Here is an 18,896-nt window from a genome sequence, read left to right as displayed (position 1 = left end):
AGGAGGTACGACATGGACGGCACCCAGATTTTAACACTCGGCCTTGGCCTGGAAGCGCCCTGGATTCTCAAGGATCAGCACCTGGATACCGCTGCGTCGCCTCACCGCCTGGAGCTGTATGTCGAGGCGGAGCGTGGCAGCCTCTATCCCTGTCCAGAGTGCGGTAAGGCCTGCCAAGCCCACGACTTTGCTGACAAAACCTGGCGACATCTGAACTTCTTTCAGCACCATTGTTACTTGCATGCTCGCGTCCCTCGTACAAAGTGTCCTGAACATGGCGTCAAACGCATAAAGGTGCCCTGGGCGCGGCCCGGCAGTGACTTTACCCTGTTGTTCGAGCAGGCGGCCATGTCGCTCGTCAAGGAGATGCCAGTGCTGGCTGTCTCCCGGCAGTTGGAGATTTCCGACAAACGACTATGGCGCATCGTGCACCACTACGTGAACCGCATGCTGGGAGAGCTGGATCTGTCCAATGTGACCATGGTTGGCGTGGACGAAACCGCGTCCCGACGCGGGCATCGTTACGTCACCGTGTTCCTCGATATGCAGCGCAAGCAGGAACCGGTGATTTTCGCTGTTCCAGGCTGCGGCAAGGACACCATCAAGGCGTTCAGTGCCTTCCTGGCGGCTCATGGTGGCGATGTGGACAATGTGGTCGAGGTTGTCTGTGACATGTCACCTGCTTTCCTTAGTGGCGTCACCGAGTCTCTTCCCAAGGCGGAGGTAACGGTCGACTGGTTCCATATCGTGCAGACCTTCACCAAGCGACTGGACGAGGTGCGCAAGAAAGAACGCCGCGAGCAGAAACACCCCAAGTCGCTGCGCTGGGCACTGTTGAAGAGCCTGGAAAATGAGAACCACACACCTAAACAGATATCGGCACTTCAGGAGCTGGTTGCCGATCAGAGCGCCACGGCCGATGCTTGGGTGATCAAGGAAAAGTTAAGCTGGATCCAGAAAGCGTCAACGCCCAGGGCAGCGCGTTGGCGGATCACGAACTACCTAAAAATCATGAAAGCAGCAGTTTCTGAGAAGCCTCTACTGAAGCCGATGGGGAAAGCGCTGGAGACACTTGAGCGACACGCTAAAGCGGTAGTCAGGCGCTGGCACTCGGGGCTGACAAACGCGCGACTAGAAGGAATGAACGGCCTGTTTCAGGCGGCTCGTTCACGTGCACGGGGCTACCGAAATGAAGCTAATTTCATTGCTATGATTTACCTGATTGGTAGCCCGGTGGGCCGCCTGCTTGATCAGGCCAAATCCACATGAAATGACGAAGAGCCCCTTAAAATCATACGAGCTGTGCAGACGTTAGCTTTTTAGAGTAGTAGGAAACCCAAACAATTCCAGTGTACTTTTAGAATTAAACTACAATACTACTGATGCCGATTTGGCAGCTTAGAACAGTGTGCTTTTAAAACACCTTTTGCTGCCGAACAGGCAGTCATTGCGTCGTCTCAACGTGACACCACTTCTAAACAGTACTATTATTGGTACTAAAACTTGGGAACGCTTATGGCAAAGCTTGATAAGCTTTTGGACAAGGCACGTCGACAGCCTAAAGGCATGAGCTTCGGGGAATTGGCTTATCTATGCGATCACTACTTTGGCCCTCCTCGTCAGCAAAAAACCAGTCACAGGGTGTATAAAACGCCCTGGCCTGGTGACCCTCGCGTTAACATACAGAAGGGTAAAAATGGAGAAGCCAAGGCTTACCAAGTACGTCAAGCACTTGCTGCTATTGATAAATTGTCGTCATCAGCATGATGATGGGAGTAACACCATGGTCAACCATACCCATTACGCCTACCGCATTCGTTGGTCAGAAGAAGATGACCAGTTTGTTGGTTTATGTACCGAGTTACCCAGTCTCTCTTGGCTCGCAGATACTCACCAAGAAGCGCTGGACGGTATCCTTTCCCTTGTTGCCGATGTAGTGGCTGATATGGAAGAAGAAGGCGAAACACCGCCTACCCCTCTTTCTGAACGTCACTATTCCGGTCGTTTTAATGTGCGTATCCCTCCAGAAAAACACCGCGAGCTTGCGATTAAAGCAGCAGAGGAAAATATCAGCCTCAACCGCTTGATCAGTGATCGCTTAGCTAACGTCTAGCGTCACTGTTTCTTCGAAAACCCTAGCACTGGGTGGTAGCACCAGCCATGGGTATTTGCCGTGACGGTGACAGTGCCAAATGTACGTGCGGCTCTTGATAATGACATATCCAGGTCTTCCGCAAGATCAGCAAGCGTTGTCAGATAATCACTTGCACCCCAGGGTTGAATCCGTTCGCCTTGTTCACTGGCCATATCAATGCGTTTAAGCAGGCTCTCTTCAACAGGCACATAAAGTTTTTCACCTCGCCTGTCGCTATCCTCCACGCGGTGTAGCGTCCAGGTTTCACCACCTTCATCGGGTAATAGCGCCAGCACTACGTCATCCTGGGTTTGCTGACGAAATGGTTGGCGCTGAATCATCACGCCGGTTAAATGCAGTTGTGGCGCGATGTACCAGGTATAGGCGCCTAAAGGCGGTGACTTGGGCTTTTTGCCTAGCCGCAACTCTTTTTTGGTTAATGGCTCAGCAGGTTGCTCAATCATGAGTTGGTGAAGCCGCTCATGCTCTAGGTCAACTAAGCTTTCTTTGGCCTGCAGCGTTTCCCGTGCCAGCACTCGGGGGCGGGCATCAATAACGTCATACTCCTCTTTCAACAGCAACTCGGTTAGCGAATGACTGTGGAGCCGCCATTGATCACTGGTCTCAAACCCTGGGCGCATGAAGGCGCAGTCACCTGGTTTTTCCAGTGACTTGACGTTTTTTTCTAGCAGTAGAATATTGGGCGACTCGCAAGCATGCTCCCGGTGGCGGCGTACGCGGCCTGCTAGCTGGATAATCGAGCGCATGGAGGATGGCTCTACGATTGCCCAGTCGTAATCGTGATCGCGACCTACTTCGGTGACCGGTGATCCAAGCACAATAAACAAGTGGTCGCTCTCTTGGCTACTATCCAGCAGGCGACGTATATCCGGCTGTTGGAACACCCGTTCTGGCTCAGCGCGCTGAAGTGTTTTATCGAGACGGCGCTCAATTTCTGAGCGCATCACCAGTGGGTGGCGGGAGTGGTAAACGCAGACGTGAATACGCACACCTTTAGGGGCACCTTGCTGAAAGAGCGCTCTGGCGACATCCACCAAAGGGTCAATATTGGCCATTCGAATCAAACCAAAGCTGACGCGTTTGCCTGAGTATGGGTCAATAGAATGATGTTGCTGGTGAAGTGCCTGAGCGTTTTTATCAAGTACATCGGCCACGGCGGGCCTTATTTCTTCAGGCCGTTTACCCAGAGACGGCAACGGAAGTATCGCCGCGCGCCGCCGCACTATTCCGCCCGCCAAACGTTCCAGGCGGCGTTTGGCAAAGCCATGATGCGCCGCTTTGAAATCATGACGACTGGCGCAATCATTGTGCTGGCGGTCGTACTCATCAAACCAGGCGCAGCAGATATCCGTTGCCAAGCCTGGTTCGCCACGATGGCGTTGAAAGGCTTCGCGACCATGGCGATAAGCTTCATAGAGCCCTTCAACCAGAGCAGGCGGCAGGGTGGCGGATGACAATAGTACTCGCGAACCTAGCAGCCCGGCCCAATTGACAAGCCGGGTAAGCGCGGGCAAATCGTTAATGTCAAAATCGTCTATTTCATCAAGCACTAAATCGCTGCTCATCAGACGCAACATAGGCACGATCTGCCGCCCACCCCGCGTACTCTCCGTAGCAGGCACCAGATGATCAACGGTACATACCAGAATGGGGGCAGCGATAAGCGCACGAGTGCCTGGCTCATCGTTTAAACGGCGAAGCACTGGGTGACTATCAAAATTGCCATCAAACACCACATGGGCATCTTCTTCGATCAATGCCTGCTTTGATGCTGAGCCACTGGCTTCCGCTTCTTGCTCGTAGTGTGCAAACAGTGCTTTATTGGCGCTGCCTCCTACACGCACGGCAAGCTCATCCTCACCAAGATTCAAGCGTTCACGAAGTGCTTGGCCAGTCTGCAACGTAAGCGTCCGCAGGCCAAGCGCAATACTAAAACGCGCGCCCTGCTGAGGGTCGGCCAGTGCGTACATTATGCGCCCGTTGGCCAAGGTTTTACCGCAGCCGGTTGACGCCATATTGATACCAAAAAAACCTTGGCGCTGGCTTCGTTCCCTAAGCGACTGTGCCAAATCAAAAGCTTTATCCTGCCAGCGAAAACGCGGATGATTACTACGTTTACGAAAGCCTTTATGGCGTGCCAAGCGCGGCAAGTGGCTGTCTACGCTAGGTAGCGCGCGAGCAACGGCGGCGGCGTGTTTTTCGACCCCAAGAATATGCTCATCTAGCGCTTGATTAGGCTTACCAGTTTTACGCACGGTGTTGGCTACCAGCGGATAGTTAGTTTCGCCGCGCACACGGTGCTGAGGGTCTTCCAGACTTGAGTAATGATGATCTGCCAACATCAGGCTTAGCCGGGCCAAATGCATTACATAGTGGCTTTCCAACCAATGATTGCCCTCCTGCAGTCGCGCCTGTAGCCGTGTAGCAAGTTTTTTTGTGCGTTCTTGCCAGCCTGTGGTGCTGACGGGTAAGCCGTTGCTGAATCGCCAATAAGGAGCGATGCGTTGAGCATCCTGAGTCTCAGGAATCTCGTTCCATTCGGCGTGAATAGAATCAAATAGCCCATTTAGCTGCTCGGCCTGAAGCGGCGGTTTTCCTCTGCCCCACCTTCTCGGCGTTTCATCATCATTGTCAGCCGGCTTTAACGGCAGGCGATGGTGGCTAAGCACTAACCAACCCAGCGCAGAAGCCAGCGGTGGCAAACAACCAAACACGGCAGAGGTAGAAGCATCCAACCCATCACGCTCTAACCCCTCTAACCAGTCCTGCTCCTGGTAATCACCTTCGGCCAGTCGCGCCAGCCATGTAGCATCGTCATCGCGACCAACAAAACCTTGAAACAGGCGTAACGATATCCATTCATGGCGATATAAATTACGCCCTTCCAGCTTGCCTTTAAGTCGCTGCTGAAAAGCATCACAGGCTTTACCCAAGTCGTGGAGCAACGCAGCCATCGCAGTGAGCAAGACAATATCTTCACCGCTGTGCCAATCGTTTTCATCACGGCGGCGAAGGATATCTCTGGCGGTGGTATTGGTCGGTACAGCGCCATTGATATTAAACCTTGAAGCATCCCCCACTACCCAAATCAGTTCACTGTGGTCGTGGCCACGAATCCAGTGGCAGGCGACAGCGGTATTTTTACGGGCTTTTTTACGCAGCAGTTTACGTAGCGTATCCAGTCCGGCCTGGGTAATCGGCGTTTGCCAGGTGCGGTCGCCTCGGCGCTCAGCAAACTGATCAAGGATTCGACGCGTCTCTTTGAGAGCGTTTTTGTTGCACTGGGAAATTAGTAGTACATTCATTGCTCGCCACTCCCCAACTCTTGGGCAACGTCTTTGAGCGTGTCGATCATGAAATCAAGCGATTCTGTACGTGTTAAGCGTTCAATACAGGCTTGGCGAAATTCCTGTTCTTCATCGCCGCGCATGGCAGAGATAAACGCTTGAGGCAGGATGGCCGCGTCTTTCACCAAATCTGCCACATCGAATACCAAGCCGCCTCGACGGGTTTTGCCGTGCAGTACCGCAAGCCCATGAGGAATACCTAACACCCAGGTGGCCGTGGCGGCTAACCCATAGGCAAGGTAGTTACCGTGGTCGAGAAAGCGGTTTGCAGGGTCTGTGCCTGCACCACGCTTGGCGCGGGTAAAGTCGCCGTAGTCAACGGCGTTTACCGCGAGTTTGAAAAGCGTTTTGGTAAGACGGGCTTCGAGGGTCAGTAAATCAACTGTACTGGGTGCTTTTTTGATGGCCTCACGATGATGGGCAAGCGCGCTGTGCAGGTGGTCTGTTGAGATGCTGAAGCCTACATCTTTCATTACGCGGCTTGTCCACAACACTTCGATGCGGGCAAGGCGCGCCTGTTGAAATTGGCGGGCAGCGTCTAGCCGCTTGGCATCGTCAAACCAGAAACGCACCCAGTATTGCAGGTATTCCGTCGGCCGGTATTCGCTTTGTGGCGTTAACCATGCCACATCCACATCCACTTCATTGGCAGCAAATAACGGTGTGCCGCCGCCACCGCAAAACCCAACCAGCACGCCCGCCTTGGCAAGCTCCCGCATGGCCGCTTGTGTTATCGAAGTCCCCGTTCCCAGCAATATCGAGGTGGTATTGGCAATCGGGATATTCCAGTAGCGGGATTTGCTGCCTTCATCGGTGACGTACTCTACCCGCCCACCGTCCACTAAAACTCGGCAGTGCTGCAGGTAGTAGAGGTTGGCGCGCTTTGAGTGGAGAATGGTCTTTAAATCTGACGGCGAGAAATCATCCACGTTTACACTCCCTGTCTGTTTTTACTCATCTTACCCCCATCTAACCACCCATCCTGCGCCAATTCCATTGATCTCAATCATTCTTAGCTTATTTAACGACCTCTACACCATGCCCCCTTCACCATTGCCTATCCGTGTGCGGGGCGTACAATGCGGCGTTTTGCACTGTGTGACGTAACGCTGAATCGTTATGTTATAACTTATTTTATGCTATCGTTGTTGCCTGTTTAGAGGACGCCTGATGAGTGAGCACTCACATCGACATAACCGCGAGGGGCCTTGTCATTTTTCCCTGATGTCGCTTTCGGCGGTGAAACGCCTGGCATTGGTGGCGCTGCCGTTGGCGGTGCTGTGGCTGCTGGTTGTTTGGGCAGGTGGCTGGGCATCATGAGTAATGAGACACCCTCCCGCCTGATACTCCACGATCTGCACCTGGCCCAGGCGCGGCGCAGCGTGCTGGCGCATGTTTCCGGTGAGTTTAAGGCCGGGGCAATTACCGCCTTGATTGGTGCCAATGGCGCCGGTAAAAGTACGCTGATTCAAGCCATTATGGGCGAGCTAAGCCCCATAAGCGGCGAGGTGGTATGTGCCATACCGCCGGAGCGGCGGGCCTGGCTGCCCCAGCAACTGGTGCTGGACCTGACCTTTCCGATGAGCGTGGAAGAGCTGGTGATGACCGGCAGCTGGCCAAGCCATGGGGCGCTGAAGGGCTATTGCGCGGCGCACTATCGCAAGGGTCGCGACATCATGGCGCGCCTGGGCATTTCGCATCTGGCCCATCGCCCTTTGGGTGAGCTTTCCGGCGGCCAGCGCCAGCGCGCCCTGATTGGCCGCACCCTGATGCAGGAGGCAGAGCTTTTGCTGCTGGATGAGCCCTTTGCCAACGTGGATAGCGAAACCGTGAGCGTGTTGGTGCCTATTCTGCGCCAGATGGCCGATGACGGCATGACGCTGATTGTGGTGCTTCACGATATGGATCATTTGCAGCGCCTGGCAGATGAGGTGCTGTTGCTGGAAGGCGGCCGTGCTTACTGGATGCTGCCTAGCGAGCTGGTGTCGGCGCACAGGCCGGTTAACCCCTTGCCGTTCACGTCTGGAGGGCATTATGTGGGAACTGCTTGATAGCTGGCTTATCGCACCTTTTGATTATGGCTTTATGCGCCGCGCCGTGGTGGCGGGATTGGCGCTTTCGCTGGCGGCGCCGACCCTGGGGGTTTTTCTGGTGTTGCGCGGCATGAGCCTGATTGGCGATGCCATGGCCCATGCCATTCTGCCGGGCGTGGCTCTGGGCTTTTTGCTGGCGGGGTTTTCGCTGCCGGTGATGAGCATCAGCGGGATTATCTTCGGGGTCTTTGTGGCGCTGCTGGCCGGGGCGGTCTCCAAGATGGGCGGGCAGCGCGAAGATGCGGCCATGGCGAGCTTTTTTATTATCTCGCTGGCGGCGGGCGTCATGCTGATTTCGCTGGGTGGCAGCAGCGTTGATCTTACTCATGTGCTGTTTGGCTCGATCCTGGCCATCAACTCCACCGCCCTGTTGTTGATTGCCAGCATCAGCACCCTGATTGTGCTGATTCTGGCGGTGATTTTTCGCGCCCTGGTGGTCGAGTGCCTGGACCCGCTGTTCCTGCGTGGCCAGGGGCGGCGCAACCAGTGGATTCACAGTATTTTCCTGGGCTTACTGGTGCTCAACCTGACGGCGGGCTTTCAGACCCTGGGCACCCTGATGGCGGTGGGGCTGATGATGCTGCCGGCCACCTCGGCGCGCTTCTGGAGCAAGCGGCTGGAAGGCCTGATCGGCATTGCCATTGTGCTGGCGATGCTGGCCAGCACTGGCGGCCTGCTGCTGTCGTTCCATTTTGATCTGCCGTCCGGGCCGAGCATTATTCTGCTGGCGGGCACGGGCTATCTTTTATCCGCCTTGTTCGGGCGCTACCACAGCCTGGCTGCTCGGTTGAGGCGCAAGACGACCCCGATTGAAACACAATCGTTAACCTAACGCTGCCTGGCAGCGGTTGCTTTACAGGAGTCAAGATGATGCCTTCTTCTTTATCACGCTGGTTAGTCGGTGCGGGCACCCTGCTGGCGCTGCCTGCTGCCATGGCGGCGGAACGCGTCAATGTGGTCACCAGCTTTTCCATTCTGGCAGACATGGTCGAAAACGTCGGCGGTGAGCATGTTAAGGTGACGTCACTGGTCGGTGCCGATGGGGATGCCCATGTTTTCTCCCCCAGCCCTGGCGATGCACGGTCGCTGGCGCAGGCGGATCTGGTGGTGTTCAACGGCCTGCTGTTTGAAGGCTGGATGGAGCGCCTGATTGATGCCAGTGATTATAGTGGGCCCCTGGTAACCGCTACACAGGGCGTTGATGCGCGTGCTTTCTCTCCTCAGGCAGAAGGTGACCACTCGGAACATGATGAGCATGGTCACGACGAGCACGATGAGCACGATGAGCACGATGAGCACGGCCATGATGACCACGATGATCATGAAGGCCATGATGAGCACGACGATCATGAAGGTCATGCCCACGGCAATGAAGACCCTCACGCTTGGCAGGATATGCAGCAGGCCCAAGTCTATGTGGCCAATATCCGCGATGGGCTGATTGAAGCCGATAGCGACAATGCCGACACTTACCGTGCTAATGCCGAGCGCTACCTGGAAGAAATGGCCGCAGTGGATAGCGAGATGCGCGATTTGCTCAGCGAGATTCCGGCATCGACCACGATTATTACTGGGCATGATTCGTTTGGTTATTTTGCCAACGCCTATGGGTTGCGTTTTCTCTCACCGGTCGGGCTTTCTACCGAGGCGGACCCCAGCGCTGCCAGCATTGCTGCATTGGTGGATGTGATTGAGGAACAGGATGTGCAGGCGCTGTTCCACGAGAACATGACCAATCAGTCGATCATTACCCAGTTAGCCGAGGAAACCGGCCTACCCATTGCAGGCACCCTGTATGCGGATGCGCTGGCTAGCGAAGGCGAAGCGAGTACTTACTTAGGTATGATGCGCCATAATGCCGAGGTGCTGAACGCAGCACTGGCGCAGCCGGGGCATGACGATCACCACGACAGCGACCATGACGACCAGCATGATCATTGATCGTGATACTGAAGTAACAATGTAAACGATTGGATACCGCCCTCGGGCGGTATTTTTTTGGATTGCATTTCACGCAAGAGACGCCGAAACTTGTTTCCCGAACCCTGCCATTCCCCGATTGCAAGAGCTCAAGCCATGCGTGTAAACGCCGATTTTAACGATTTTGCCTGTGTCACACCTGAGCGCTATCAATGGGTCACGTCCCCCAGTGCGGGTGTGGAACGTATGATGCTGGACCGCATTGGTGACGAGGTGGCCCGCGCCACCAGCCTGGTTCGCTACGCGCCTAATACCCAGTTCAGCCGCCATACCCACGGCGGCGGCGAAGAAATACTGGTACTTGAAGGCGTCTTTGCCGATGAGCATGGCCGCTATCCAGCGGGCAGTTACCTACGCAACCCGATTGGTACAGGGCATACGCCACAGATTGGCGACGAAGGCGCCCTGATTCTGGTCAAGCTGCATCAGTTCGACCCTGACGATATCCTCCAGCTGGCCGTGCCGGCGCACCGCCTGCCCTGGCAGCCTGACCGCCGCGCAGGCATAACATACAAAATGCTGCATACCTATGGCGGTGAACGGGTCAGCCTGGAGCGCTGGGAAGCCGACACACAGGTGACTTACCCACCGTTGGGCGGCGGCCTGGAGCTATTTGTCCTGCAAGGCTCGCTGATCAGCGACAACAGTGAATACGTCGCGGGCAGCTGGTGCCGCTTCCCTTGTGGTGCAGCCCCACAGCTCAAAGCAGGCAGCGAGGGCGTGCAGCTGTATCTTAAGCGCGGCCACCTGGCGGTCATTAACGCGCCAGACCAATAAAGGGCAGCAATGTCAGCAGCACGATCAGTGCCACCCCCAGGATCACCAGGGTGAACTGAAAGGGATGTTGCAGCAGGCGTTGCCAGAAGCTGGAGACCTCACCTCTGGCCAACGCCTCTGCGTGTTCGCGGCGGGCCTTTTCAAGGCGGCCTGCCTGGTAGTCCTTGAGCGCGGCTTCTGCGGCTTCTTTCTGGCGGCTATCGCGCAGCCAGATGGCGTCTACCCCCAGGCGGAAAAAACCCGCCTGGGTCTCGTAGGTATCAAAGCCGTGTTCTTCGAGCAGCTGGCGAACTTCCATGGCTTCTTCATCAGTCACATGGCGCAACCGGAACAGCAGATGCGCCATCTTCAGTCACCCTTGTTGGCCATGCGGTCTGGTTGTATCACTTCGATCCAGTATCCATCCACGTCCTTGACGAAAATCACGTCCTGCATCTTGCCCTGATCGGCGCGTTTGACGAAGGTCACATCGTGTTCGTCAAACCAGGCCTGGGCGGCTTCAAGGTTAGGCACGCAAAAGCAGATATGCCCAAAACCCTGTGGCTCGGCGTTGCCATCATGGTAGGCAAAGTCCGGCTGGTCTTCGGTGCCCCAGTTGTGGGTCAGCTCTAACAGGCCTTTCTGGCTGAAGGTCCAGGCCGTGCGGGCTGAGGCCTCTTCCGGCACCTCATCGCCTTCTTCCAGGTTGGCCAGAAAATAGAGTGAGAACTGCATCTCCTCAAAATCCAGCCGACGCATGACCTGCATGCCAAACACCTGGGAATAAAACGCCAGGGCGCGTTCAGGGTCCTTGATACGCAGCATTGTGTGGTTAAGACGAAAACCTTGGGTTTCTTCGGGCGTTGGCGCCACGCCAGGATGGTGTTCTCCACTGAAAGCCATGTCAGAATATCCTTGTAGGCTTGTACATGAATTTGCTCATGTAAAATATAGAATATATTTTCATAGGCGTTGTCTTGCAGTATGCAGGCAGACCACTAGAACACGCAACGGGCGAGCCAGCCCCTTTTAGGAGTCGATAAGATGTCACGTGACCGTAATGTATTGGGTGAACCGCTGACCCCTTGCTGCCATGACCCGGTGACAGGATTTTACCGCGATGGTTTTTGCCGTGTCGGCCCTAATGATCATGGGGTGCATGCCGTATGTGCCATGGTAACCGAGGAGTTTCTGGCGTTCTCTCGCGCTCAGGGCAATGACCTGGTGACTCCTCACCCGGAATTCGGCTTTGCTGGCCTCAAACCAGGCGATCGTTGGTGCCTGTGTGCCAGCCGTTGGAAGGAAGCCGCCGTGGTTGGCCTGGCACCGCCGGTTATTTTATCCGCCACCCATGAAAAAGCCTTGGATGTTATCCCCTTGATTCAACTGCAACAACACGCCTTGGACGCGGTTCGCTAGTGAATTAATCGCCGAGATGACTGGCAAAGATTAACGATTGCTCTACACTAATTAATCAAAGGCTGTACAAAATTTTCAATGCGGCCCAGTATTCAGGAGTCCATCATGACTAGTATCGACTATCAATTAGGCGACCGCCTTAGCTATCGCCAGTTGGCACATGCGCTACATAACGGTTTTTCACCGATTGTTGAGGTGGAATCCATGGACGGTATCTATACCGTACGTTTTCACCATGCCAATGGCGTATCAGAGCTATGTGACAACGATGGCCGCGTTGTTTCTTTCCTGGGCACCGGTGAAATTCGCGACAAGCTTGGTCAGCTCGGCCTGCACCACGGTGTATTGACCTTTGCTGACCAGTGCGGTGATGAGATGATCGGGGTTCCTGGCCGTGCCATGTCGCCGGATGAAATGCTGACCTATGGAACGCGCATCGCTTTCAAATGAAGGATTCGCCAGGCTTCTGATGTTCGGTTAGACTTCTGCCTTGAAGAAACGACAGGGGCGCTTGAATGGCCATGTTGGCCAAAGTACCACGTTAAGACGGTACCAAGCTGAGACGCACCCTCACTACCTGATCCGGATAATACCGGCGTAGGGAGTCGTGGGGGCGAATGCTTCCATTGCCTCCCGCCCGGGAGGAATGTATGACAACAGTGCCTTTGGGTCAGCATCTGACCCACTTACATCACGTTACCCCTCTGACGCACTGCATCACCAATTATGTGGCGATGAACAGTAGCGCTAATATTCTGCTGGCCCTTGGGGCATCACCCGCCATGCTGCATGCTGAGCAGGAAGTGGCCGAGTTTGTGCGGCTCTCCGCAGCGCTTTCAGTCAATATCGGCACCATTTCCGCTCCTTGGGCACATAGCATCCAGATAGCCGCCCGCACGGCTCAGGCGTCTGGCACGCCCTGGGTGCTGGACCCTGTTGCCGTCGGTGCCACCGCTTATCGTCAACAACTGTGCGCTGAACTGCTGGCTCTCAAACCCGCTGTGATACGCGGCAACGCCTCTGAAATTCTTAGCCTTAACGGCATTGCCAACCCTGGCCGCGGCGCGGACAGCACGGTCAGCTCAGAAGACGCCCACATAGCAGCCCGCCAGCTGGCCAGGCAACAAGGCTGCATTGTTGGGGTCAGCGGTGAAACCGACATCATTACCGATGGCCATCAGTCATTACGCCTTTATGGCGGCCATGCCCTGATGCCAAGGGTAACAACGCTAGGATGCGGGCTAAGCGCTGCGGTAGCGGCGTTTGTGGGCGCTGACCCGGCATCGCCATTGACGGCAACGGCCGCCGCCTTCGGCTGCTTTGCCCTGGCAGGTGAGCGGGCAGGCCAGATGGCTAACGGGCCGGGGAGCTTTACCCCTGCTTTTCTGGATGCTCTTTACCAGCTTACCCCCCAGGATCTGGACACCTGTTTGAAAATGGAGCCAATGGATGCCGCTTGATCTTTCGCTATATCTGGTAACCGATGCAGGTTTATGTGCTGAAAAAACCCTGGAACGTACCGTTGAAGACGCTGTTGCTGGCGGTGTCAGCATTGTACAACTGCGCGACAAGCAGGCCAGTAATGCGGCCATGACTGAGCAGGCCAAACGGCTTAAAAGCCTACTGGCAGGAACGGGCGTTCCCTTGATCATTAACGACCGCCTTGAGGTGGCGATTGCCAGCCAGGCCGATGGGCTGCATGTTGGGCAAAGCGATGCCACCATAGAGCAGGCCCGTCAGGCGCTGGGTGAGAAAGCGATTATTGGCCTTTCGGTCAACACCTTGATGCAGCTTTCCCAGGCACCGATCAGCCTGCTGGATTATTTTGGTTTTGGCCCGGTATTTGCCACGCCCAGTAAAGGCGATCACGAACCGCCCATCGGCTTTGAGGGCCTGGCGGCGCTCACCTCAGCCAGCCGCTTACCGGGAGTTGCCATTGGTGGGTTGAAGGCCGTGCATATGCGTGATGCCAAACGCAGTGGTGCTGCCGGGGTTGCGGTAATTTCAGCTATCTGCGGGCAAGCTTCACCTCGCGAGAGTGCCTATCATCTGGCTAGGCAGTGGGCCGACGCTTGAGGCTGGTGCGGCGGTCGTGGTAAGCAATCGCCAGGCCGCTGCCAATAATCAGTACGCTACCTACCAGCACCCAGATATCCGGCAGCTCACCCCAGAACCACCAGCCCAGCAGCACCGCCCACAGCATGGCAGTGTAATCAAAGGGAGCGGCAATCGCGGCGGGGGCGTGGCGAAAAGCCATGGTGATAAACGCCGTGGCGCCTACGCCTAAAACGCCTGACAGCAGAAAGCCGGGCCAATGCTGCGGATGAGGCGTCTGCCATACCCAGGGAAGCGTCAATGCCGTCAGCAGCATGGGGATCAGCGTCATATAGAACACCATGGCCCAGAGGTGCTCACGGCCACCATAGCGGCGAGCAGTAATCATCATCAGGGCGTAGCAGACCGCCGCCGCAATCATCACCAGTGAGCCTAACTGGAAAGCCTCACCCCCTGGTCGCACCACAATCACCACGCCAATAAACCCAACCAGCGAGGCCACCAGTACGGGCATGTCGATACGCTCGCCCAGCAAGGGAACCGAAAGCAGGGTCACAAACATCGGCGCCACAAAGGCAATCGCAGTGGCTTCTGCCAGAGGCAGCATGGTCAACCCCCAGACAAAAAAGCCCATGGTGCCGGTGTAGATCACCCCACGCATCAGGTGTACCCGCGGCCGGCGCGTTTGCAGCTTGCGCAGGCCACCCCCAAAATGGGCCAGTAGCGCAATCAGCGGCAGTGAGACCAAGGTGCGGAAAAACACGATTTGCAGTGGTGAGTGCACTTCTCCCAGCCATTTGGACACGGCATCACCCAGCGCCAGAAACAGCACCCCGATACACATGAACATAATGCCTTTGAAAGAAGTGGTCATATCAAAGTTTCTCGTTATCCAGATAAACGAAAAACCCCGCGAGGTTACCCAGGCGGGGGGGCATATACTTAACTTAACACTACAGGCTGGCGTTTACGACCATACAATCCATGCCCTGGGAGCGCAGTTGCAGGCAGGCGCGACGAGCTTGCTGTTCTTCCAGGGAGACCAAACGGGCACGGAACAGCTGGCTTTGCCCAGGCACAGCCTGTACCGCTACCTGGCCGCTCTGGGTACCTAGCTGCTGGGATGCCTGAGTGGCCAGCCGCCGCGCCAGACCTTCTTCAGCAAAAGCCCCTAGCTGAACACCCCACCCGCCATGACCCGCCGGCGCTGCTGTTGCTGGTCGAGTGGCTGCACGAACAGCCACTTCACGAACCTCACGAACCGGACTGGCAGAATTGCTGGCATAGCGATTGCTAGCATAAGCATTGCTGATACTGGCATAGGCAGGCTGTGAGTAACGCGGAGGCGGTGTATCAAAGCGCATATATTCACGCGAAAAATCGGCATTGGCCAGCCAGTTGCCCTGGTCGCGCAGGCTTGAACGCAGAAAGCTGCGATCCAGCAAATCAGCCATGTGGGCATCACGCGACTTAGACGTAAAGCCCCCCATGACTATCCCGACCAGACGGCGGTTACCCCGAGTGGCGGTCGTCGCCACGTTAAAACCGGACGCGCGGATAAAACCGGTTTTCAACCCGTCAGCTCCAGGGTAGTTGCGCACCAGGCGATTATGACTTTTATGCGTCTTGCCATTAAAGCTGAAGGATTGCAGCGCAAAGTAATGATAGTACTGCGGAAAATCATCCATCACTTCCACCGCAAGGCGCACCATGTCTCGGGCTGTGGTCACCTGGCCGCTATCAGGCAGGCCGGAGGCGTTTTTGAAGGTGGTGGCGGTCATACCAAGTTCACGGGCACGTTCGGTCATCTGTAGCGCAAACATGCCTTCAGAACCACCTAGTGCTTCTGCAAGAACGGCAGCCACGTCGTTGGCAGAACGCACGGCCAGGGCGCGAATGGCCTGATCAACCGTAATAGTGCTGCCCGCTGGCAACCATAATTTAACGGCTGGCTTAGCAGCGGCATAGGCCGATACGGGCAGCGGTTGATGCAATGACAGGCGGCCGCTTTCCAATGCTTCAAACGTCATGTAAAGCGTCATCATCTTGACCAGGGAAGCCGGGTAGCGGCGCTCGTCAGCGTTTTCAGCGTAGAGCACTTCACCATTGTCCAGATCAACCACGATACCGGCATAGCGGGGGTTTGCCTGCACGCCGGAAGATACTGACAGTATCAGCAGTATCAAGACAGCCAGCATGATAGAGGCACCTGGCCGATAGGCGCTACGATGCTGAGCGTTCGAACAATTGCCAGCCTGCATGATCAAGCCCTCTGAGTTCCTTGTTGATAACAAACTATCCAGTAACTGGGTGAGCGTTACTGCTATTACTGACATAGAGAATAGCGGTTTTTAAGCTATCTGTATCTGTCATCCAGTCACATCAGCAATATAAAAAATGCAGCAAAAAAAACCGGCCTGATAGTCGCTGGCATTATGCCAGAGATATCAGGCCGGTTTTACCGTCACCCTTGCGTCGAAACAGAACTTAATCTTCGACGGCGACGTCTTCCACCATGGGGCGGTCTACCAGTTCAACGTAAGCCATTGGTGCGTTATCACCAGTGCGGAAACCGCACTTGAGAATACGGATGTAACCACCCGGACGCTCGGCATAACGCGGACCCAGTTCGTTGAACAGTTTGCCCACAGTTTCCTTGGAACGCGTGCGGGAAAACGCCAGACGACGGTTGGCAACGCTATCCTGCTTGGCCAGAGTAATCAGCGGCTCAATGACGCGACGCAACTCTTTGGCTTTCGGCAGGGTTGTCTTGATAATTTCATGCTCGACCAGTGATACAGACATGTTCTTGAACATGGCCTGACGGTGCGAGCTGGTACGATTTAAATGACGACCACTCTTACGATGACGCATGGTTGTGATTCCTTACCAAACTGGGACTCAAGATGACGCTCACGCGGAGGCCTTGTCGTCCTTCAGGCTTGCTGGCGGCCAGTTCTCTAACCGCATGCCGAGGGACAAGCCACGTGCTGCCAGTACATCCTTGATTTCATTCAAGGACTTCTTGCCGAGATTGGGTGTCTTCAGCAGCTCAACTTCGGTACGCTGAATCAGATCACCAATGTAATAGATATTCTCGGCTTTCAGGCAGTTCGCGCTGCGAACAGTCAACTCAAGATCGTCTACGGGGCGCAGTAGAATCGGATCAACATGATCCTCTTCCTCTTCGACTTCTTGCTCTTTATCAGCTTCAAGGTCAACGAAGGCGGCCAACTGCTCTTGCAGGATGGTCGCACTGCGGCGGATAGCCTCTTCTGGATCCAGGGTGCCATCTGTTTCCAGATCGATAATCAGCTTATCGAGGTCAGTACGCTGCTCGACACGGGCTGCTTCAACGGCATAAGAAACACGACGCACAGGGCTGAAAGTAGCATCCAGCTGCAGGCGGCCAATCGCCCGTGATTCATCATCTGAACCACGAACATCAGCAGGCTCGTAGCCGCGCCCCAGTGCCACTTTAAGCTGAATTTTCAGCTCGGCACCTTCGTTTACGTGCGCAATGACGTGATCCGGGTTGACGATTTCAACGCTGTGATCAAGTGCAATGTCGCCAGCAGTGACGACGGCTGGGCCCTGCTTGTTCAGCGAGAGCACCGCCTCATCGCGGCTGTGCATCTTGATCGCAACATCTTTAAGGTTCAGGAGGATTTCGATAACGTCCTCCTGCACTCCTTCGATGGCACTGTATTCATGCTCGACACCTGCAATTTCAGCCTCAACCACGGCGGCACCGGGCATGGACGAAAGCAGAATGCGACGCAGTGCATTCCCAAGAGTGTGACCAAAGCCGCGCTCGAACGGTTCGAGAACGATCTTGGCATGATGTGCGCTAATTTCTTCGACCTTGATGTCGCGAGGACGGAGAAACTCTGTCACTGAACGCTGCATAAAAACACCTTTCAGGCTGCCAAACGGGTTCTGAGCACTCTGGAAAGTCAGTAGGACAATCCAGAATAACCGGGCGGGTTAGGCACCACGCCCGGACATGAAGAAGCCAGTCAAGACTTACTTCGAGTACAGCTCGACGATCAGATTTTCGTTGATGTCGGCAGTCAGGTCACCGCGTTCAGGCAGAGCCTTGAAAGTGCCTTCCATCTTCTTGGCGTCTGTTTCGATCCAGATCACATCGCCACGGTTGGCCGCTAGGGCCATAGCGCTTTGAATGCGAGCCTGATTCTTCGCCTTTTCGCGAACGGAAACAACGTCACCTGGCTTGACCTGATAGGAAGCCACGTTAACGGTTTTGCCGTTCACAGCAATTGCCTTATGACTGACCAGCTGACGTGCTTCTGAGCGGGTCGAGCCAAAGCCCATGCGGTAGACGACGTTATCCAGTCGGGATTCGAGCAACTGCAACAATACTTCACCCGTCGCACCTTTCAGGCGAGCGGCTTCTTTGTAGTAGTTACGGAACTGCTTTTCGAGTACGCCATACATACGGCGCACTTTCTGCTTCTCGCGAAGCTGCAAGCCGTAGTCGGAAAGACGCTGACGACGCTGGCCGTGTACACCCGGAATCTGTTCGGATTTACACTTTTTCTCGAAGGGAGTCACACCGCTCTTCAAAAAGAGGTCTGTGCCTTCACGACGAGACAGTTTGCACTTCGGTCCAATATAACGAGCCATGAATCTGTCTCCTTAAACGCGGCGTTTCTTAGGCGGACGGCAGCCATTATGGGGAATGGGCGTCGCGTCAGTGATGCTTTGCACGCGGAAGCCGGCGGCATTAAGAGCGCGCACGGCGGATTCACGACCGGGACCTGGGCCTTTGACCAGCACATCGACGTTTTTCACACCATACTCGGCTGCAGCAGTTGCTGCACGTTCACTTGCTACTTGAGCAGCAAACGGGGTGCTCTTGCGAGAACCACGAAAACCCGAACCACCGGCAGTTGCCCATGAAAGAGCATTGCCCTGGCGGTCTGTGATCGTCACGATCGTGTTGTTAAAAGAGGCGTGGATATGCGCTACGGCGTCCACTACCTGCTTTTTAACCTTTTTACGGTTACTACGCGGGTTAGCCATGTTGATGTCTATTCCTGTCTTTACGCCAACTCTCTATTAAAGAGC

The 18,896-nt window shown here is 55.4% G+C and carries 22 protein-coding genes and 1 riboswitch; of the genes, 12 read left to right on the top strand and 10 right to left on the bottom strand.

Annotation, left to right across the window (positions count from 1 at the left end; translation table 11 throughout):
• Positions 1-12 precede the first annotated feature (12 nt).
• From OR573_01955 to OR573_01945, 3 genes are all read left to right on the top strand, one after another.
• Entirely contained in the window at positions 13-1,269 is a 1,257-nt protein-coding gene (locus OR573_01955; GenBank protein XGA80447.1) for an ISL3 family transposase, read from the top strand.
• Positions 1,270-1,515: 246 nt separating this feature from the next.
• Complete coding sequence (locus tag OR573_01950; protein XGA80446.1) at positions 1,516-1,767, top strand: toxin HicA; 252 nt, start codon at positions 1,516-1,518, stop codon at positions 1,765-1,767.
• 16 nt (positions 1,768-1,783) lie between these two features.
• Positions 1,784-2,113, top strand: coding sequence for a type II toxin-antitoxin system HicB family antitoxin (locus OR573_01945; protein XGA80445.1), 330 nt, complete (start codon positions 1,784-1,786; stop codon positions 2,111-2,113).
• Between the two features lie 2 nt (positions 2,114-2,115).
• Here OR573_01945 and cas3f read toward each other — a convergent pair whose 3' ends face one another.
• On the bottom strand, positions 2,116-5,460 hold the full coding sequence (cas3f, locus tag OR573_01940) for a type I-F CRISPR-associated helicase Cas3f (GenBank protein XGA80444.1): 3,345 nt from the start codon (positions 5,458-5,460) through the stop codon (positions 2,116-2,118).
• A complete protein-coding gene (cas1f, locus tag OR573_01935; GenBank protein XGA80443.1) occupies positions 5,457-6,431 on the bottom strand; it encodes a type I-F CRISPR-associated endonuclease Cas1f in 975 nt (324 codons plus the stop codon). Before cas1f ends, cas3f begins: the two co-directional genes overlap by 4 nt.
• A gap of 241 nt (positions 6,432-6,672) precedes the next feature.
• On the opposite strand from cas1f, the gene OR573_01930 reads away from it, so the two are divergent.
• The 5 genes from OR573_01930 to OR573_01910 all read left to right on the top strand — a co-directional run bounded on the left by OR573_01930 (position 6,673) and on the right by OR573_01910 (position 10,352).
• Positions 6,673-6,822 (top strand): hypothetical protein, encoded by a 150-nt coding sequence (locus tag OR573_01930; protein XGA80442.1) that lies wholly within the window; start codon positions 6,673-6,675, stop codon positions 6,820-6,822.
• A complete protein-coding gene (locus OR573_01925; GenBank protein ID XGA80441.1) occupies positions 6,819-7,553 on the top strand; it encodes an ABC transporter ATP-binding protein in 735 nt (244 codons plus the stop codon). The genes OR573_01930 and OR573_01925 overlap by 4 nt, the downstream gene beginning before the upstream one ends.
• Positions 7,537-8,427 carry a metal ABC transporter permease gene (locus OR573_01920; GenBank protein ID XGA80440.1) on the top strand — a complete coding sequence of 297 codons (891 nt, stop codon included), beginning with the start codon at positions 7,537-7,539 and terminating at the stop codon, positions 8,425-8,427. The genes OR573_01925 and OR573_01920 overlap by 17 nt, the downstream gene beginning before the upstream one ends.
• Before the next feature lie 35 nt (positions 8,428-8,462).
• On the top strand, positions 8,463-9,536 hold the full coding sequence (locus OR573_01915) for a zinc ABC transporter substrate-binding protein (GenBank protein XGA80439.1): 1,074 nt from the start codon (positions 8,463-8,465) through the stop codon (positions 9,534-9,536).
• Between the two features lie 135 nt (positions 9,537-9,671).
• Positions 9,672-10,352 (top strand): cupin domain-containing protein, encoded by a 681-nt coding sequence (locus OR573_01910; protein XGA80438.1) that lies wholly within the window; start codon positions 9,672-9,674, stop codon positions 10,350-10,352.
• Here OR573_01910 and OR573_01905 read toward each other — a convergent pair.
• Both OR573_01905 and gloA read right to left on the bottom strand, forming a co-directional pair.
• A complete protein-coding gene (locus OR573_01905) occupies positions 10,333-10,698 on the bottom strand; it encodes a DUF6164 family protein (GenBank protein ID XGA80437.1) in 366 nt (121 codons plus the stop codon). The two genes, OR573_01910 and OR573_01905, sit on opposite strands and share 20 nt — an antisense overlap.
• A gap of 2 nt (positions 10,699-10,700) precedes the next feature.
• Entirely contained in the window at positions 10,701-11,234 is a 534-nt protein-coding gene (gloA, locus tag OR573_01900) for a lactoylglutathione lyase (protein XGA80436.1), read from the bottom strand.
• 141 nt (positions 11,235-11,375) lie between these two features.
• Between gloA and OR573_01895 the strand changes: the two genes are divergently transcribed.
• The 4 genes from OR573_01895 (at position 11,376) to thiE (ending at position 13,826) form a co-directional block, all read left to right on the top strand.
• Complete coding sequence (locus OR573_01895) at positions 11,376-11,750, top strand: DUF2237 domain-containing protein (protein XGA80435.1); 375 nt, start codon at positions 11,376-11,378, stop codon at positions 11,748-11,750.
• Positions 11,751-11,855: 105 nt separating this feature from the next.
• The gene (locus OR573_01890) at positions 11,856-12,200 is read left to right on the top strand and encodes a DUF6482 family protein (GenBank protein XGA80434.1); all 345 of its coding nucleotides are present in this window, start codon (positions 11,856-11,858) and stop codon (positions 12,198-12,200) included.
• Positions 12,201-12,243: 43 nt separating this feature from the next.
• Positions 12,244-12,371: riboswitch (TPP riboswitch) on the top strand.
• Positions 12,372-12,400: 29 nt separating this feature from the next.
• Positions 12,401-13,210 carry a hydroxyethylthiazole kinase gene (gene thiM, locus OR573_01885; GenBank protein ID XGA80433.1) on the top strand — a complete coding sequence of 270 codons (810 nt, stop codon included), beginning with the start codon at positions 12,401-12,403 and terminating at the stop codon, positions 13,208-13,210.
• The gene (thiE, locus tag OR573_01880; protein ID XGA80432.1) at positions 13,200-13,826 is read left to right on the top strand and encodes a thiamine phosphate synthase; all 627 of its coding nucleotides are present in this window, start codon (positions 13,200-13,202) and stop codon (positions 13,824-13,826) included. The genes thiM and thiE overlap by 11 nt, the downstream gene beginning before the upstream one ends.
• Here the strand turns inward: thiE and OR573_01875 are convergent.
• From OR573_01875 to rpsK, 6 genes are all read right to left on the bottom strand, one after another.
• Positions 13,804-14,679, bottom strand: coding sequence for a DMT family transporter (locus tag OR573_01875; GenBank protein XGA80431.1), 876 nt, complete (start codon positions 14,677-14,679; stop codon positions 13,804-13,806). The two genes, thiE and OR573_01875, sit on opposite strands and share 23 nt — an antisense overlap.
• Before the next feature lie 79 nt (positions 14,680-14,758).
• The gene (locus OR573_01870) at positions 14,759-16,003 is read right to left on the bottom strand and encodes a D-alanyl-D-alanine carboxypeptidase (protein ID XGA80430.1); all 1,245 of its coding nucleotides are present in this window, start codon (positions 16,001-16,003) and stop codon (positions 14,759-14,761) included.
• A 289-nt stretch (positions 16,004-16,292) separates the two neighbouring features.
• The gene (gene rplQ / locus OR573_01865; protein ID XGA80429.1) at positions 16,293-16,679 is read right to left on the bottom strand and encodes a 50S ribosomal protein L17; all 387 of its coding nucleotides are present in this window, start codon (positions 16,677-16,679) and stop codon (positions 16,293-16,295) included.
• A 39-nt stretch (positions 16,680-16,718) separates the two neighbouring features.
• Positions 16,719-17,714, bottom strand: a complete 996-nt coding sequence (gene rpoA, locus OR573_01860) for a DNA-directed RNA polymerase subunit alpha (protein ID XGA80428.1) — start codon at positions 17,712-17,714, stop codon at positions 16,719-16,721.
• A 117-nt stretch (positions 17,715-17,831) separates the two neighbouring features.
• On the bottom strand, positions 17,832-18,452 hold the full coding sequence (gene rpsD / locus OR573_01855; GenBank protein XGA80427.1) for a 30S ribosomal protein S4: 621 nt from the start codon (positions 18,450-18,452) through the stop codon (positions 17,832-17,834).
• A 12-nt stretch (positions 18,453-18,464) separates the two neighbouring features.
• Entirely contained in the window at positions 18,465-18,851 is a 387-nt protein-coding gene (rpsK, locus tag OR573_01850; protein ID XGA80426.1) for a 30S ribosomal protein S11, read from the bottom strand.
• Positions 18,852-18,896: the final 45 nt, after the last annotated feature.

It is taken from the genome of Halomonas sp. CH40 (genome assembly GCA_041875495.1).
Classification (GTDB): Bacteria; Pseudomonadota; Gammaproteobacteria; order Pseudomonadales; family Halomonadaceae; genus Vreelandella.
The sequence above is the reverse complement of the archived record's forward strand: the minus strand, read 5'-3'. Positions and strand labels throughout refer to the sequence as shown.

Coding starts and splice junctions, on each gene's coding strand:
- thiM (XGA80433.1), top strand. CDS start 12,401: ATGACAACAGTGCCTTTGGGTCAGCATCTGACCCACTTACATCACGTT.
- rpsD (XGA80427.1), bottom strand. CDS start 18,452: ATGGCTCGTTATATTGGACCGAAGTGCAAACTGTCTCGTCGTGAAGGC.
- OR573_01905 (XGA80437.1), bottom strand. CDS start 10,698: ATGGCGCATCTGCTGTTCCGGTTGCGCCATGTGACTGATGAAGAAGCC.
- OR573_01955 (XGA80447.1), top strand. CDS start 13: ATGGACGGCACCCAGATTTTAACACTCGGCCTTGGCCTGGAAGCGCCC.
- OR573_01890 (XGA80434.1), top strand. CDS start 11,856: ATGACTAGTATCGACTATCAATTAGGCGACCGCCTTAGCTATCGCCAG.
- OR573_01910 (XGA80438.1), top strand. CDS start 9,672: ATGCGTGTAAACGCCGATTTTAACGATTTTGCCTGTGTCACACCTGAG.
- rpoA (XGA80428.1), bottom strand. CDS start 17,714: ATGCAGCGTTCAGTGACAGAGTTTCTCCGTCCTCGCGACATCAAGGTC.
- rpsK (XGA80426.1), bottom strand. CDS start 18,851: ATGGCTAACCCGCGTAGTAACCGTAAAAAGGTTAAAAAGCAGGTAGTG.
- OR573_01875 (XGA80431.1), bottom strand. CDS start 14,679: ATGACCACTTCTTTCAAAGGCATTATGTTCATGTGTATCGGGGTGCTG.
- thiE (XGA80432.1), top strand. CDS start 13,200: ATGCCGCTTGATCTTTCGCTATATCTGGTAACCGATGCAGGTTTATGT.
- OR573_01920 (XGA80440.1), top strand. CDS start 7,537: ATGTGGGAACTGCTTGATAGCTGGCTTATCGCACCTTTTGATTATGGC.
- OR573_01870 (XGA80430.1), bottom strand. CDS start 16,003: ATGCTGGCTGTCTTGATACTGCTGATACTGTCAGTATCTTCCGGCGTG.
- cas3f (XGA80444.1), bottom strand. CDS start 5,460: ATGAATGTACTACTAATTTCCCAGTGCAACAAAAACGCTCTCAAAGAG.
- OR573_01930 (XGA80442.1), top strand. CDS start 6,673: ATGAGTGAGCACTCACATCGACATAACCGCGAGGGGCCTTGTCATTTT.
- OR573_01925 (XGA80441.1), top strand. CDS start 6,819: ATGAGTAATGAGACACCCTCCCGCCTGATACTCCACGATCTGCACCTG.
- gloA (XGA80436.1), bottom strand. CDS start 11,234: ATGGCTTTCAGTGGAGAACACCATCCTGGCGTGGCGCCAACGCCCGAA.
- rplQ (XGA80429.1), bottom strand. CDS start 16,679: ATGCGTCATCGTAAGAGTGGTCGTCATTTAAATCGTACCAGCTCGCAC.
- OR573_01915 (XGA80439.1), top strand. CDS start 8,463: ATGATGCCTTCTTCTTTATCACGCTGGTTAGTCGGTGCGGGCACCCTG.
- OR573_01950 (XGA80446.1), top strand. CDS start 1,516: ATGGCAAAGCTTGATAAGCTTTTGGACAAGGCACGTCGACAGCCTAAA.
- OR573_01895 (XGA80435.1), top strand. CDS start 11,376: ATGTCACGTGACCGTAATGTATTGGGTGAACCGCTGACCCCTTGCTGC.
- OR573_01945 (XGA80445.1), top strand. CDS start 1,784: ATGGTCAACCATACCCATTACGCCTACCGCATTCGTTGGTCAGAAGAA.